The sequence below is a fragment of the Stenotrophomonas sp. S49 genome (genome assembly GCF_016624905.1).
GTDB lineage: Bacteria > Pseudomonadota > Gammaproteobacteria > Xanthomonadales > Xanthomonadaceae > Stenotrophomonas.
The window spans coordinates 44,733-59,521 of record NZ_JACVUD010000007.1 but is presented as its reverse complement, the minus strand read 5'-3'; the positions used below and the strand labels follow the sequence as shown (position 1 = coordinate 59,521).

The following is a 14,789-nucleotide window of genomic DNA, read 5'->3' as shown; positions in this document are numbered from 1 at the left end:
CACGTGCAACGCCACAGCTATTACGAAGCCGATGCACGCGAACGCATCGCCGGTCTGGTCGATGCGGGTTCGTTCCGCGAATTCCTCGGCCCCGCGCGGCGCATGATGAGCCCGCACCTGGCCCAGCTCGACCAGCCGGCCGCCTTCGACGATGGCATCGTCGTCGGCGAAGCGACGCTGCAGGGCAAGCGTGTCTTGCTGGCCGCGCAGCAGGGTGAATTCATGGGCGGTGGCGTCGGCGAAGTGCACGGCGCCAAGCTGACCGGCCTGCTGCGTCGCGCGGCGGAAACGCAGCCCGATGGCGTGCTCCTGCTGCTCGATACCGGCGGCGTGCGCCTGCACGAAGCCAATGCCGGCCTGATCGCGATTTCCGAAATCATGCGCGCCACCCTGGGCGCACGCGCCGCTGGCGTACCGGTCGTGGCGCTGATCGGCAGCGGCAACGGCGCGTTCGGCGGCATGGGCATCGTCGCCCGCTGCTGCACCACCGTCATCATGTCCGAGGAAGGCCGGCTGTCGCTGTCCGGGCCGGAAGTGATCGAGATCGTCCGCGGCGTGGAAGAGTTCGACGCACGCGACCGCGCCCTGGTGTGGCGGGTGACCGGCGGCAAGCACCGTTACCTGATCGACCAGGCCCAGGTGCTGGTACCCGATTCATTGCAGGCCTTCGCACAGGCCGCCGTGGATGCACTGCAGGTCGACACCATCAGCGCCGACACGGATACCGCGCTGGGCGCGCTGCAGGCACGCCATGCCGCACTGACGGCGCGCGTGCAGGCGTGGGGCGAGTGCAACGATGGCCTGCAGGTCTGGGCCCTGCAGGGCATTGCCGAGCCCGAACGTCTGCCGCTGCTGGACACCGCCGACTTCCTTGCCGCCACCGCCCAGCGGAGACTGCCATGACCCCGCCACTGAACACCCTGCTGGATGCCCTGTTCCCGCGTGGTCATGCCGTTGCCGTGCAGGATTCAGTCCTTGCCGGCAGCGCCACCACCGACGACGGCGAGGTGACCGTGATCGGCACCACAGACCGCATCGAAGTGGGTGTTGACCACGCGCTGGCCCTGGCCGACACGGTGCTGGCCAGTACCGCCGCCCATCCGCAGCGGCCGATCGTGATGCTGGCCGATACCGCTGGCCAGCGCTTGGCCCGTCGCGATGAAATGCTGGGCATCAACGGCTACTTTGCCCATCTGGCGCAGACGCTGGACCTGGCACGCCGGCGCGGCGCGCGCCTGGTGACTCTGGTCTATGGCGAATCGGTCAGTGGCGGCTTCCTGTCCTTCGGCCTGATGGCCGATCACATCCATGCCCTGCCCGACGCGCAGGTGCGGGTGATGGACCTGCGCGCGATGGCACGGGTGACCAAGCAGCCGCTGGAAAAACTGCAGGCGCTCAGCCAGAGCTCGCCGGTGTTCGCACCGGGCGTTGGCAACTATGTGGCGATGGGCGCCGTCGAATCGCTGTGGGACGGTGACCTGGCCCAGCACCTGCTGCAGGCCCTGCGTACCCCTGTCGACGGCGACCGGCGCGCAGCGCTCGGTGCGCAGCGTGGCGGCCGTGCACTGGCCGCCGATGTATCCATTGCGGTGGCCCGCGGCGATGCCTGACCGGCCCACCCGCCACACGCTGGTCTGGCTGTCGGCGCACGCCGATTGGCGGGCCGACGTGGCCGCGTGCGAACCGCGCCTGGCGGCGTGGTTCGCGCAGGGGCTGCCGGCGATGGTGGCGCGGCGTGCGGTGGACGATCCCGACCCGCGGCTGCGGCTTGGCGTGCCGCTGCCGCCCAGCGAGGGCAAGCAGCGGCTGGCGCTGCGGGTACCGCTGCAGGACGTGCAGCGCATGCAGGCACCGCCGGCGCTGGATGAACTTCTGGCCGCTGGCGTGCCCGCCGAGTGGAAGGACGCCCTGCTGGCGCTGGCAGAGATCGCGCCGGCACGCGTGTTTGGCGCCTTCGCCTGGCAGCACCTGAGCGGCCTGCCCTACGTGCACGCCGGCTCGGACATCGATCTGCTGTGGCAGGTGGATGTGAGCGCGCAGGCCGAGACCCTGGTCGATCACCTGCAGGCGTGGGAGCCTGCGCAGGGCCGCCGGGTGGATGGCGAACTGTGCCTGGCCGACGGCGGCGCAGTGAACTGGCGCGAGTACGCCGGTGGCAGCCGCCAGGTGCTGGTCAAGCGCCTGCACGGCGCCGCGCTGGAACCGCGCGAGCGCCTGTTCGTTGCCACCGGAGTGGCCGCATGAGCGCGCTGGCCCACGTGGCGCCACCTGTTGCGCGCCGTATCGACAGCGCGCGCCTGGGCCGCCTGGCCATCGCCAGCCTGCACGCCGAACTGGCGTGCGCGCCCAAGCCGGGCTTGGTGACCCCCTTCAGCACCGGCAGCCATGACGACATGGATGCCGGCACGTTCCTGCGCAGCCTGTTCGCGCTGCGCCATTACTTCACCGCAATTGCCCGCGCGGGCGCGGACGATGCGCCGTTTGCACGCTTGCGCACGCTCGGCATCGGCGCGGAAGCGGACATGCTGCGCGCCACCGGCGGCATCAACACCCATCGCGGTGCCATCTTCAGCCTGGGCCTGCTGGTGGCCGCTGCGGCACGCTGCCGCCGCCAGCACGGCCACGCCGTGTCCGCTGCGCAGGTCTGCCTGGCGGTACAGCACTGGGCCAGCGATCTTGCCGCTGCGCCGCTGGATGCCGGCAGCCCCGGCCAGCGCGCGCGCCTGCGCCATGGCGTGCCGGGCGTGCGCGAACAGGCCGCCGCCGGTTATCCGCTGCTGCGCGAGCTGGCGGTGCCCACTCTGCGCCACGCCCTGCACGCGGGCCTGCCGCGCGATGCAGCGCTGTGCCAGACCCTGATGCAGCTGGTTGCACGCGTGGATGACCTGAACCTGCTGCACCGCGGCGGTGCTGACGGCCTGGCGTGGGCGCAACAGCAGGCACGCGGTTTTCTTGATGGCGGCGGTGCGTTCGCCGCTGGCTGGCAGGCACGCCTGCACCGCATCGGTGAGGGTTTCGTGGCGCGTCGCCTGAGCGCCGGTGGCAGTGCCGATCTGCTGGCCTGCAGCTGGTTCCTGCTGCAGCAGGAGGGCGCATGAGCCTGGCCCTGCTCTGCCCCGGACAAGGCGCGCAGCACGCGGCGATGTTTGATCGCGTGCGCGACCTGCCTGCTGCGGGTGATGTGCTGGATGCCGCGCAGGCGGTGCTGGGCCGCGATGTCGTTGCGGCCGCCGCCGATGAGGCACGCTTCGACAACGCACTGGCGCAGCCGCTGCTGTGTGCGGCCACGCTGGCGCACTGGCAGGGCCTGCGCGATGCGCTGCCGGCACCGCTGCTGGTGGCCGGCTACAGCATCGGCGAGCTGGCCGCGCATGCGGTGGCCCACAGCCTGGATGCCCGCGCCTGCCTTCACCTGGCGGCCCGCCGCGCGCAGCTGATGGACGCTGCCAGCCCGGCCGACAGCGGCCTGCTGGCGGTGCTGGGCTTGCAGCGGCAAACACTGCAGGCACTGTGCGATGCACACACCGTGGACATCGCCATCGCCAATGGCGCCGATCACTTCGTCGTGGGCGGAACGCAGGCGTCACTGCACGCACTGGCTGCTGCCGCGCACGCGCAGGGTGCAGAGGTGCGCGTGCTGCCGGTGCATGTGGCCGCGCACACGCCGCTGCTTGCGGCCGCTGTCGCACCGTTCGTCACGGCGCTGGAGGCGGCGGCGGTGCGCGCGCCAACGCTACCGGTGCTGGCCGGCATTGATGCGCGCCCGGTGCGTGATCGCGCGGCGGTGATCCACACCTTGTCGGCACAGCTGGCACAGACCATCGAATGGGCACAGGTGATGCGCCAGGCCTTCGAGCGCGGCGCGCGGGTATTCCTGCAGCTGGGCCCGGGCACGGCGCTGGCGCGCATGGTGGCCGCGTCCTACCCGTGCTGCCAGGTGCGCGCGGTGGAAGAGTTCCAGGGCCTGGAAGGTGCAGCGGCATGGGTCCGCAACGCGCTGGACCGGCAGCAGTAACGGGTTCGAGCAGTACGTAGCACGCAGCATGCAGTACGACGCCTTACCCCGGGATGGCGGGTCTCCATCCGAGCTGTACCGCGAGTCACGTGTCTGGGAGGGCGCATGAGTCCACAAATCGCAACGATCATCGGCCTGGTGATCATGTTCATCGTCGCCACCGCCATGCCGATCAACATGGGCGCCGTGGCCTTCGCGCTGGCCTTCATCATCGGTGGCCTGTGGGTCGACATGGGCGGCAAGGAAGTGCTTGCCGGTTTCCCCGGCGACCTGTTCCTGACCCTGGTCGGCATTACCTACCTGTTCGCCATCGCGCAGAAGAACGGCACCATCGACCTGCTGGTGCATTGGGCAGTGAAAGCGGTGCGCGGCCATATCGTGGCCATTCCGTGGGTGATGTTCGTCATCACCGCCGTGCTGACCGCCTTCGGTGCGCTGGGCCCGGCCGCGGTGGCGATCATCGGCCCGGTCGCGCTGCGCTTTGCCAAGCAGTACAACATCAACCCGTTGATGATGGGCCTGCTGGTGATCCATGGCGCGCAGGCCGGCGGCTTCTCGCCCATCAGCGTGTACGGCAGCATCACCAACGGCGTGGTGCAGAAGGCGGGCCTGGAAGTGACCGAGATGGCGGTCTTCCTGACCAGCCTTGGCTTCAACTTCATGATGGCCATCATCTGCTTCGTGGCGTTCGGCGGCATCGCCCTGCTGCGCCGCGGCTCGATCACCGCCACCGGCGGTATGGGTACGGCGGAACTGGCGATGGCCGGTGGACCGCAGGCCTCGTCGCGGCAGTTCGCCATTGAAGGCCATGGCGCACTGGTGGCGGCCGGCGGGGGCACGCTGTCCAACGATCCGGTAGCGCTGGAAGCCGTCGGTTTCACCCGCGAACGCCTGTTCACCCTGATCGGCCTGCTGGGCCTGGGCGTGGCCGCGCTGATCTACAACCTCAACGTCGGCCTGGTGTCGATCACCGTGGCCGTGGCCCTGGCGCTGCTGTCGCCGCAGAGCCAGAAGGGCGCCGTCGATGGCATCAGCTGGTCCACCGTGCTGCTGATCTGCGGCGTGGTGACCTATATCGGCGTGCTGGAACATGCTGGCGCGGTGGACTTCATCGGCCATGGAGTTTCCAGCATCGGCATTCCGCTGCTGGGCGCGCTGCTGGTCTGCTACGTGGGCGGCATCGTGTCGGCCTTCGCTTCGTCGGCCGCGGTGCTGGGCGCAACCATTCCGCTGGCGGTTCCATTCCTGATGCAGGGCCATCTGGGCGCGGCGGGCGTGATCTGCGCGCTGGCAGTGTCGTCCACCATCGTCGACGTCAGCCCGTTCTCGACCAACGGCGCGCTGGTGGTGGCCTCGGCCGCGAAGGAAGAACGCGAAACCCTGTTCCGCCGCTTCCTGGTCTATAGCGGACTGGTGGTGGTGTTCGGTCCGCTGCTGGCTTGGCTGGTGTTCGTGGTACCGGGCTGGATGTAAGTGACGGGGCGCCGGAGGATTACGGCGCCCGTCGATGCACGGGCCGGATTCGGCTGGGGGCGACTGGGGGGGGCGACCGGGTAGAGTCGACCGTTGGTCGACTATCGCGCGCAGCGCGGGATTTGCCGTCATCCGTGCGGAAAGCAGTCGACTAACAGTCGACTCTACCCGGCCGTTTTCCCCGGCCGTTTTCCCCGGCCGTTTTCCCCGGCCGTTTTCCCTGGGCTTTTTCCCCAGTCGTTTTCCCCAGCCGTTTCCGGCGGGTTTACAGGTTGCACGCAGGGAGGCAGTACACTTTCACCATGGCCATCGCTCCTGCTCCGCGTTCACCGAAGAAGCGCGCACCTCTGTATGAAGAGGTGGCCGAGCATGTGCGCGAGCGCATCTACGATTACCGGCTGCCGCCGGGCGAATGGATCGACGAACCCGCGCTGTGCGAAGAACTCGGCATCAGCCGCACGCCGCTGCGCGAGGCGTTGAAGCTGCTGGCCGCCGAAGGGCTGGTGCAGATCGATGCCGGCCGCGGTGCGCGGGTCACCCGGCTTACCTTGGAAGACCTGAACCAGCTGTTCCCGGTAATGGCGATGCTGGAAGGCCGCTGCGCGCATGAGGCGGTCAAGCACATCGACGACGCCGGCGTGCAGCAGCTGGAAGACCTGCATGCGGCGATGGAAGCGGCAGCCGCCGAAGGCAACATCGCCGAGTATTACCGCAACAACTACCTGATCCACGAAACCGTGCAGCACTACGCCGGCAACCCGTGGCTGATCCGCATCACCCACGATCTGCACCGCATCCTGAAGATGCACCGCGGACGCCAGTTGCTGGCCCCCGGCCGCACCGCGCAGTCGCTGGCCGAACACCGTGAACTGATGGAATGCTTCCGCCGCCGCGACGCGGCCGCGGCCGAGCGCACCATGGAACGCCACCTGCTGAGCCAGGGCCAGGCGCTGGCCGCCTACGTGGCCAGTGGCGGGCTGCTGAACGTGCCGGCTCCGTTGCCGACCGAAGGCGGCGGCTGAGCGGGGCGGTCGCCTCGCCGGGCATGGCCCGGCGCTACCACGGGCCGCTGACCCCGCCCCGCCGATGGCGGCTGACGGCGGCTGACCGCTGTTCTGTGGCCGCCACGACAAACGACGGCTGACCGCTGCTTGGTAGAGTCGAGCTTGCTCGACTGCTGTTGCGTGAAGCAGTCGAGCAAGCTCGACTCTACGAACGGCAGAAGCAGTCGAGCAAGCTCGACTCTACGAAGGGCAGAAGCAGCCGGGCGTGGCCCGGCTCTACAGGACAGCGGGTATCAACTCTGTTCGGCGGCGACCAGCTCGGCCAGCTGCACGGCGTTCAGGGCGGCGCCCTTGCGCACGTTGTCCGACACGATCCACAGGTTCAGGCCGCGCGGGTGCGACAGGTCTTCGCGGATGCGGCCGACGTACACCGCGTCGGTGCCCGAGGCATGGGTGACCGGGGTCGGGTAACCGCCGGCTTCGTGACGGTCCACCACTTCCACGCCCGGCGCCTGTTCCAGCAGCGCACGCGCTTCGGCCACGGTGACCTTGTCGCGGGTTTCGATCGCCACCGATTCGGAATGGCCGTAGAACACCGGCACGCGCACCGCGGTCGGGTTCACCAGAATGCTGTCGTCACCGAGGATCTTGCGGGTTTCCCAGACCAGCTTCATTTCTTCCTTGGTGAAGCCGTTGTCCTGGAAATCGTCGATGTGCGGAATCAGGTTGAAGGCGATCTGCACCGGGAAGCGCTGCGGATCGATGTCCTGGAAGCTGAGCAGCTGGCCGGTCTGCTTGCCCAGCTCTTCCATCGCCGAACGGCCACCGCCGGACACCGACTGGTAGGTGGACACGTTGATGCGCTCGATGCCGTACTTGCGGTGCAGCGGCGCCAGCGCCACCAGCATCTGCATGGTCGAGCAGTTCGGGTTGGCGATGATGCCGCGCGGACGGTTGCCGACCTGGTCCGGGTTGACCTCGGACACCACCAGCGGCACGTCGTCGTCGTAACGGAAGGCCGAGGAGTTGTCGATCACCACGGCACCGGCCGCGGCGAACTTCGGTGCGTATTCCTTGGACACGCTGCCGCCGGCCGAGAACAGGGCGATTTCAACGCCGCTGGGATCGAAGGTGGCCAGGTCCTGGATCTTGATCTTCTGGCCTTCGTAGTCGACTTCGCCACCGGCCGAGCGCTCGGAGGCGAGCAGGCTCAGGGTGCCGACGGGGAAGCCGCGCTCGGCCAGGATGGACAGCATGGTCTCGCCGACCGCACCGGTGGCGCCGACGATGGCGACGTGGAAGCTGCGTTGTGCATTGCTCATGGGGGAACTCTCACGAAAAACGGGAAGGGGAAAACTCACGCACGACAGCTGGGTTCGGGGAACCTCCTCGGACGGGGCGCGTGGAGGTTCCCTATCGTTTCCCGCTTTTTTTACCCAGCACGGCACGCGCGGCCAGGGCCGCGTCGGCATTGATCGCGCTCGGCATGGCAGCCGGGCTGCCCGACAGACCCAGGCCGGCCAGCAGGTTGTCCACGGCCAGCTGCACCATGGCCGTGCGCGTGCCCAGCGAGGCGCTGCCGATATGCGGGGTCAGCACCACGTTGCGCAGCGCCAGCAGTTCCGGGCGCACCTTCGGCTCGCCTTCGTAGACATCCAGCCCAGCGGCGGCCAGGCGGCCGTTGGCCAGCGCATCGACCAGGGCCAGTTCATCGACGATGCCGCCGCGGGCAATGTTCACCAGGGTGGCCGAGGGCTTCATCTTCGCCAGCGCGGCGGCGTCGATGATGTGGTGCGAGGCCGGGGTGTACGGCAGCACGGTGACCAGGTGGTCGGACTGCGCCAGCAGCGTGTCCAGGTCCACGTAGGTCGCGCCCAGTGCAGCCTCGGTGTCGGCCGGCAGCCGCGAACGGTTGTGGTACAGCACCTTCATGCCGAAGCCGTGCGCGCCGCGGCGGGCAATACCCTGGCCGATGCGGCCCATGCCGAGGATGCCCAGGGTGCTGCCATGGATATCGGCACCGAGCATGGTCTGGAACGACCACTGCCCCCACTTGCCCTCGCGCAGCCAGCGCTCGGATTCGGTGATGCGACGCGCGGTGGCCATCAGCAGGGCAAAGCCCATGTCGGCTGTGGTTTCGGTCAGCACATCGGGGGTGTTGCTGGCCAGGATGCCGGCCGCGCTGAGCGCGTCCACGTCCAGGTTGTTGTAGCCCACGCCGACGTTGGCGATCACCTGCAGCTGCGCGGCATCGGCCAGCTGGGCCGCGCCGATGCGCTCGTTGAGGGTGATGATGGCGCCGTCGACCGAGGCCAGTTGTTCGGTGATCTGCTGCGGCGACCAGGCGGTGACGGTTTCGGTGGCGAGCAGCCGCACGCGATCGCGCAGCGGCGCGATGGCCGCGTCGATCAGCGGCTGGCTCACCCATACCGTCGGCCGCGTATCAGCCATCGACCTGCCCGGGAATGCGCGGGGTGATGGTACCGACGTCGCCACACTGGGCGCGGTGGCGCAGTGCCTGGTCCATCAGCACCAGGGCCATCATGGCCTCGGCGATGGGGGTGGCGCGGATGCCGACGCAGGGGTCGTGACGGCCGGTGGTGATCACTTCCACCACATTGCCTTCGGTATCCAGCGACGGACCCGGCAGGCGCAGGCTGGAGGTGGGCTTCAGCACGATGGAGGCGACCACCGGCTGGCCGGTGGAAATGCCGCCGAGGATGCCGCCGGCATGGTTGCTGGCAAAGCCCTGCGGGGTCAGCAGATCGCGGTGTTCGGTGCCCTTCTGCGCGGCGCTGGCGAAGCCGTCGCCGATCTCCACGCCCTTGACCGCGTTGATGCTCATCAGCGCGGCGGCCAGGTCGCCATCGAGCTTGCCGTAGATGGGTTCACCCCAGCCCGGCGGCACGTTGCCGGCCACCACGTCCACGCGCGCACCGACCGAATCACCGGACTTGCGCAGCGCATCCATGTACGCCTCCAGCTGCGGCACCTGTTCGGCGTGCGGCCAGAAGAACGGGTTGTCTTCCACCGCCGACCAGTCGAAACCGGACGGACGGATCTCGCCCAGCTGCGACAGGTAGCCACGCACGGTCACCCCGAAGCGCTCGGCCAGCCACTTCTTGGCGACCACGCCGGCAGCCACGCGCATGGTGGTTTCGCGCGCAGAGGAGCGGCCACCACCGCGCGGATCGCGGATGCCGTACTTGTGCCAATAGCTGTAATCGGCATGGCCCGGACGGAACTGCTGGCCGATGTTGGCGTAATCCTTGCTGCGCTGGTCGGTGTTGCGGATCAGCAACGCGATGGGGGTGCCGGTGGTCAGGCCCTGGTACACGCCGGACAGGATCTCGACCTCGTCGGCCTCGCGCCGCGCCGAGGTGTGCCGGCTCTTGCCGGTGGCACGGCGCTGCAGGTCGTGGGCGAATTCGGCCGCATCCAGCGCCAGCCCCGGCGGACAGCCATCGATCACGCAGCCGATGGCCGGCCCGTGCGATTCGCCGAACGTGGTGACGGTGAACAGCTTGCCGAACGAATTGGAGCTCACGGGCGCTGCGCCGCCAGTTCGGTGATGCGGGCGCTGTGGGCGATCAGTTCACGGCATTCGACCGCGAAGATGCCCATCTGGCCGACCTTGAATTCGATCCAGGCGAAGTCGACTTCCGGCAGCAGCTTGATCAGGTGCTGTTCGGATTCGCCCACTTCGCAGATCAGCAGGCCGTCTTCGCTCAGGTGCAGCGGGGCGTCACGCAGGATCTTCAGCACCAGGTCCAGGCCGTCGTCGCCGGCGCGCAGGCCCATTTCCGGCTCGTAGGAGTATTCCTGCGGCAGGGCATCGGTCTCGTCGTTGGTGACGTAGGGCGGGTTGGTGACGATCAGGTCGTAGTGGCGACCGGTCAGGCCGTTGAACAGGTCCGACTTCAGCAGGGTGACGTTGTGCGCCTGCAGGCGCTCCTTGTTCTCTTCGGCCAGCGACAGCGCGTCATCGCTCAGGTCCACGCCATCCACTTCCCAGTTCGGGTAGTAGTGACCCATGGCAATGGCGATGCAGCCCGAACCGGTGCACAGGTCCAGCGCGCGGCTGACATCGCGGCCGGCCAGCCACGGTTCGAAGCCGCACTCGATCAGCTCGGCGATGGGCGAGCGCGGCACCAGGGCGCGCTTGTCGCTCTTGAAGCTGAGCCCGGCAAACCAGGCCTCGCCAGTCAGGTAGGCGGCGGGGATGCGTTCGTCGATGCGGCGCTGGAACAGCTCCAGCACGCGCAGCTTTTCTTCCTGCAGCAGGCGCGCCTGGCCGTAGGCCGGGCCGAGATCGTGCGGCAGGTGCAGGCTGTGCAGCACCAGCTGGGTGGCCTCGTCCAGGGCATTGTCGTAGCTGTGCCCGAAGGTCAGGCCCGCGGCGTTGAAACGGCTGGTGCCGTAGCGGATCAGGTCGATGATCGTGTGGAGTTCGGCGGCCGTTTCAGCGGTCATGGCGGTACTGCGGGCAAAGTGGCCCACGATTATAGGGCTTGCGGCCTGCGCCGGCATCCGTTGCGACGGAAACGATCCGGCCACAGCCGGTATGATGGGGCCCACTTCGCGCGGGAGCCCCCATGTTCAATCGCAACGTCGGCATCATCCTGCTGATCGCCCTGGCCGCGGGCCTGGGCCTGCTGGCCGCGCAGCAGGTGTTCGCGCCGAAGCCGGCGGCCAACCAGCCGGCCACCGAGGCGATCACCCTGTACCCGCAGGCGCGCCCCCTGCCCGACTTCAACCTGGCCCAGTCCGACGGCACCCGCCTGATTCCGGGCGAGCTGAAGGGCCACTGGACGCTGGTGTTCCTGGGCTTCACGTTCTGCCCGGACGTATGCCCGACCACCCTGGCCGAGCTGGCCGGCGCGCAGAACCAGTGGCAGAACCTGCCGGACACGCTGCGCCCGCGCGTGCTGTTCGTGTCGGTCGACCCGGACCGCGACAACGCTACCCGCCTGGGCGAGTACGTGCACGGGTTCCACAAGGACACCCTGGCCGCCAGCGCCGACATTCCCTCGCTGGAGCGCTTTGCCACCTCGCTGGGCTTCGTGTTCCAGAAGGTGCCGGGCAAGCACTTCGACGAAAACCCCGAGGATTACACCGTGGAGCACTCGGCCAGCCTGGCCGTGCTTGACCCGCAGGGCCGCCTTGCCGGCCTGGTGCGCCCCCCGTTCAACGCGCCGGCCATTGCCCGCGACCTGCAGAAGCTGACCGAGAAATCCGCCCCATGAGCCTGACCACCGCCCTGACGTATGCCCTGCCCCACCGCCTGCTGTCTTCGATGGCGCGCTCGCTGGCGTACTCGGACGATCCGCGCGTGTCGCGCTGGTTGATCGACACGGTCACCCGCAAGTTCGACGTCAACCTGGACGAAGCGGCCAACCCCGACCCGCGCAGCTACGCCACGTTCAACCAGTTCTTCACCCGTGCGCTGAAGCCGGGCGCGCGCGTGGCCGATGCCGATCCGCGCCGGCTGGTGATGCCCGCCGACGGCCGCATCAGCCAGCTGGGGAAGATCGAGGCCGGCCGCATTTTCCAGGCCAAGGGCCAGTCGTTCACCGCCGCTGAACTGCTGGGCAGCGCTGAAGATGCCAAGCCGTACAACGAAGGTCTGTTCGCCACGGTGTACCTGTCGCCGCGCGACTACCACCGTGTGCACATGCCCTGGACCGGCACCCTGCGCGAGACCGTGCACGTGCCGGGCCGACTGTTCAGCGTGGGCCCGGCGGCGGTGAACGGCGTGCCGCGCCTGTTTGCCCGCAACGAGCGCCTGGTCTGCCATTTCGACACCAGCTTCGGCCCGATGGTGAGCGTGATGGTCGGCGCGCTGCTGGTGTCGGGCGTGGAAACGGTCTGGAGTGGTGAAGAGATTCCCGCCTACGGCGATCGCATCACCCGCAAGGATTACCGCGGCCAGGGCATCGTGCTGGAGCGCTTCGCCGAGATGGCGCGCTTCAACTACGGTTCGACGGTGATCGTGCTGCTGCCGCCGGGCGTGGCCGAATTCGCCCCGCAGCTGGGCGCGGAAAGCCCGGTGCAGCTGGGGCAGGCGCTGGCAACGCTGCGCTGAGGGTTGGGCGGCGGGATCCCGGGCATTCTCGGAATGCCGGGGATGCCGTCGTAGAGTCGAGCTTGCTCGACTGGCGCCATGCCAAGGCAGTCGAGCAAGCTCGACTCTACAAAACCCGAGCAGTCGAGCAAGCTCGACTCTACGGATTGAAGCAGTCGAGCAAGCTCGACGCTACTGGAGGGTCGGGGCCGGGCCGACGTCCACGCCGTCGTAGTCTTCAACGCCCAGCTGGCTGGCCAGTGCGGCCAGTTCCTGGTTGCGCAGGTCCAGCGAGGCTTCGTCGTGGATCTCGACGCGCTCGACGTGCAGCACGTGGAAGGGCGCATCGCCCTCTTCCGGCTCCTGCTCGAACTGGTCCACCACCGTGTAGCCCTGCTTCTGCAGGCTGGCAGCCAGCGCCTGCAGGCGCTCGGGGGTGGAATGCACGAAGTAGTAGCCCCATAGCAGGGGCACGCTGAGATCCCAGTCGGTGTTCTCGCGCAGGTTCTCGAACAGGTCGCGGGTGGCTTGCAGGTCCATGCGGTGGGGTCTCCGGGCAGTTACTTGTCGCAGCCCTGCAGCTTCAGGGTCTGGCCCTGGCGCAGGCTGTAGGAAGGGGCCTTCAGGCCATTGGCGCGGGCCAGGACCGGCACGTCGCACTGGAACTTGGCGGCAATACGGCCCAGGGTCTCGCCCTTGCCGACCTTGTAGCTGCGTGCCGGCTTGGCACGCGGCGCGGGGGCCGGACGCGGTGCGGCCACCGGCGCGGCCGGGGTCGTGGCCACCGGGCTGGCCGCGTTCGGATCGGCCACCGGCACCAGACCGCCCACCGCGACGCTGCCGGTGTAGGTGGTCGCGCTGGGGCGCACGATGGCCGCGTTCAGATCGGCCGTGATCAGCGTGCGCGCCAGGTCCGCGCGCGGGCCGCTGACGCAGTTGCGCTGGTACAGGCTGGCGATGCGCGTGGTGGCATTGATGAGGGTGCCGGCCGGAATCCAGCCATCGGCCTCATAGCGCGGGTTGAGGTTGCGCAGCGCGCGCATGTAGCCATCGCGGGTGCCGTGGCTGCCCAGGCAGATGGTCAGTTCATAGATGGTGGTCGAACGGGCCAGGCGCACCGTGGCCGGCTGCGCATTGATCTTCGGGAATTCCACGCCGTACTGCTGCGGGTGCAGGTAGATCCACGCCGCGGCGATCACCATCGGCACATAGTCCTTGGTTTCCCCCGGGAACTGGTTGTAGACCCGGTCCACCCAGAAACTCTGCCCCGGATTTTCGCGTGCCACGCGCGCGGCACGGCCTTCACCGCCGTTGTAACCGGCCAGCGACAGTTCAACGCTGTTGTTCAATCCGCGCATACGCTCATTGATGTATGCGGCACTGGCCTCAGCCGCGCTGCGCGCGTCGAAGCGGGTGTCGAAGCCGGTGCCATCCGGGCCCAGGCCGAAGCGGCGGCCGGTGGCCGGCATGAACTGCATCAACCCGGCCGCACCAACACGCGAAGACGCATGTACGCGGCCATTGGATTCCTTGGCCATGATGCCGAACAGCAGGGCCTCGGGCAGGCCACGCTTTTCCCACTCCGGCCACATCACCGCACGCAGGTTCTGGTAGTTCTCGTAGGTGGTCATCAGCGCCGGCCGCATGTCGGTCAGCCAGCGGCGGATGCCGGCCTGCACGGCCGGGTTGTATTCGACCATGTTGTCGAAGGCATGGCGCTTGTCGTTCAGCAGGGCGGCCGCGCGCGCCGCTTCGGGCACATCGGCGGCCAGCGGGCCGACGTGGTCCGGGTCGGCCTCCAGGCGGTCGCCGGCGTCGGCGGTGGCGTCATCGTCGCTGGCGGCGTCGGCATCGCGCTTCAGCAGGCGCTTGTAGGTGGCCAGCATGCTGCCCATCTGGCAGCCCTTCTGCTTCACGCATTCGCTGATGACATCTTCCATGTCCTCCAGCGCGGCATCGGCCTCGTTGCTGCCCTTGGGATCGGCATTGGCCACCAGCAGCAAGGCGTCGCCATAGCGCTTTTCGGCCGCGGCCATGCGCTGCTGCAGCGCGTCCACTTTCACCTTGTCCCGCGCCGACACCCGCTGCGCATGGGCGTCGGGCGCCAGAGAAACCAGGCCAACCAGGGCCAGCAGCGGCCAGGTGCGGGAAATCAGGACAGGAACGGGCATTGGTGGCACTGTGTGCGAAACAGGCAGGCAGAGTAGCGGTGCCGCCAAGGTCCGGGCAACCC

15 protein-coding genes are annotated in these 14,789 nt (G+C 68.5%); 9 read left to right on the top strand and 6 right to left on the bottom strand.

The annotated features are described in order from the left end of the window. Nucleotides 1-3 precede the first annotated feature (3 nt). The 7 genes from IAE58_RS02860 to IAE58_RS02830 all read left to right on the top strand — a co-directional run bounded on the left by IAE58_RS02860 (nt 4) and on the right by IAE58_RS02830 (nt 6,510). On the top strand, nt 4-903 hold the full coding sequence (locus IAE58_RS02860) for a biotin-independent malonate decarboxylase subunit beta (protein WP_199932331.1): 900 nt from the start codon (nt 4-6) through the stop codon (nt 901-903). Next, nucleotides 900-1,610 carry a biotin-independent malonate decarboxylase subunit gamma gene (gene mdcE / locus IAE58_RS02855; protein WP_199932272.1) on the top strand — a complete coding sequence of 237 codons (711 nt, stop codon included), beginning with the start codon at nt 900-902 and terminating at the stop codon, nt 1,608-1,610. Before IAE58_RS02860 ends, mdcE begins: the two co-directional genes overlap by 4 nt. Next, on the top strand, nt 1,603-2,244 hold the full coding sequence (mdcG, locus tag IAE58_RS02850; RefSeq protein WP_199932273.1) for a malonate decarboxylase holo-[acyl-carrier-protein] synthase: 642 nt from the start codon (nt 1,603-1,605) through the stop codon (nt 2,242-2,244). The genes mdcE and mdcG overlap by 8 nt, the downstream gene beginning before the upstream one ends. Then, the gene (mdcB, locus tag IAE58_RS02845; protein WP_199932274.1) at nt 2,241-3,098 is read left to right on the top strand and encodes a triphosphoribosyl-dephospho-CoA synthase MdcB; all 858 of its coding nucleotides are present in this window, start codon (nt 2,241-2,243) and stop codon (nt 3,096-3,098) included. Before mdcG ends, mdcB begins: the two co-directional genes overlap by 4 nt. Next, a complete protein-coding gene (gene mdcH / locus IAE58_RS02840; protein WP_199932275.1) occupies nt 3,095-4,015 on the top strand; it encodes a malonate decarboxylase subunit epsilon in 921 nt (306 codons plus the stop codon). Before mdcB ends, mdcH begins: the two co-directional genes overlap by 4 nt. 105 nt (nt 4,016-4,120) lie before the next feature. Continuing rightward, a complete protein-coding gene (locus IAE58_RS02835; RefSeq protein WP_199932276.1) occupies nt 4,121-5,488 on the top strand; it encodes an SLC13 family permease in 1,368 nt (455 codons plus the stop codon). Nucleotides 5,489-5,790: 302 nt separating this feature from the next. After that, the gene (locus IAE58_RS02830) at nt 5,791-6,510 is read left to right on the top strand and encodes a GntR family transcriptional regulator (protein WP_199932277.1); all 720 of its coding nucleotides are present in this window, start codon (nt 5,791-5,793) and stop codon (nt 6,508-6,510) included. A 275-nt stretch (nt 6,511-6,785) separates the two neighbouring features. Here IAE58_RS02830 and IAE58_RS02825 read toward each other — a convergent pair whose 3' ends face one another. The 4 genes from IAE58_RS02825 to prmB all read right to left on the bottom strand — a co-directional run bounded on the left by IAE58_RS02825 (nt 6,786) and on the right by prmB (nt 10,965). Next, nucleotides 6,786-7,814 (bottom strand): aspartate-semialdehyde dehydrogenase, encoded by a 1,029-nt coding sequence (locus IAE58_RS02825; protein WP_199933145.1) that lies wholly within the window; start codon nt 7,812-7,814, stop codon nt 6,786-6,788. A 91-nt stretch (nt 7,815-7,905) separates the two neighbouring features. Beyond that, a complete protein-coding gene (locus IAE58_RS02820) occupies nt 7,906-8,943 on the bottom strand; it encodes a D-glycerate dehydrogenase (protein WP_199933146.1) in 1,038 nt (345 codons plus the stop codon). Next, the gene (gene aroC / locus IAE58_RS02815; RefSeq protein WP_199933147.1) at nt 8,936-10,039 is read right to left on the bottom strand and encodes a chorismate synthase; all 1,104 of its coding nucleotides are present in this window, start codon (nt 10,037-10,039) and stop codon (nt 8,936-8,938) included. Before aroC ends, IAE58_RS02820 begins: the two co-directional genes overlap by 8 nt. Beyond that, on the bottom strand, nt 10,036-10,965 hold the full coding sequence (prmB, locus tag IAE58_RS02810) for a 50S ribosomal protein L3 N(5)-glutamine methyltransferase (protein ID WP_108754847.1): 930 nt from the start codon (nt 10,963-10,965) through the stop codon (nt 10,036-10,038). Before prmB ends, aroC begins: the two co-directional genes overlap by 4 nt. A 122-nt stretch (nt 10,966-11,087) precedes the next feature. Here prmB and IAE58_RS02805 point away from each other — a divergent pair, with 122 nt between their 5' ends. Next, nucleotides 11,088-11,738 (top strand): SCO family protein, encoded by a 651-nt coding sequence (locus IAE58_RS02805; RefSeq protein WP_199933148.1) that lies wholly within the window; start codon nt 11,088-11,090, stop codon nt 11,736-11,738. Then, nucleotides 11,735-12,577, top strand: coding sequence for an archaetidylserine decarboxylase (gene asd / locus IAE58_RS02800; protein ID WP_108771972.1), 843 nt, complete (start codon nt 11,735-11,737; stop codon nt 12,575-12,577). Before IAE58_RS02805 ends, asd begins: the two co-directional genes overlap by 4 nt. A 171-nt stretch (nt 12,578-12,748) precedes the next feature. On the opposite strand, the gene IAE58_RS02795 is transcribed toward asd, so the two are convergent. Both IAE58_RS02795 and IAE58_RS02790 read right to left on the bottom strand, forming a co-directional pair. Next, entirely contained in the window at nt 12,749-13,096 is a 348-nt protein-coding gene (locus IAE58_RS02795) for a ribonuclease E inhibitor RraB (protein ID WP_199933149.1), read from the bottom strand. Nucleotides 13,097-13,116: 20 nt separating this feature from the next. Further along, the gene (locus tag IAE58_RS02790) at nt 13,117-14,727 is read right to left on the bottom strand and encodes a transglycosylase SLT domain-containing protein (protein WP_199933150.1); all 1,611 of its coding nucleotides are present in this window, start codon (nt 14,725-14,727) and stop codon (nt 13,117-13,119) included. Nucleotides 14,728-14,789: the final 62 nt, after the last annotated feature.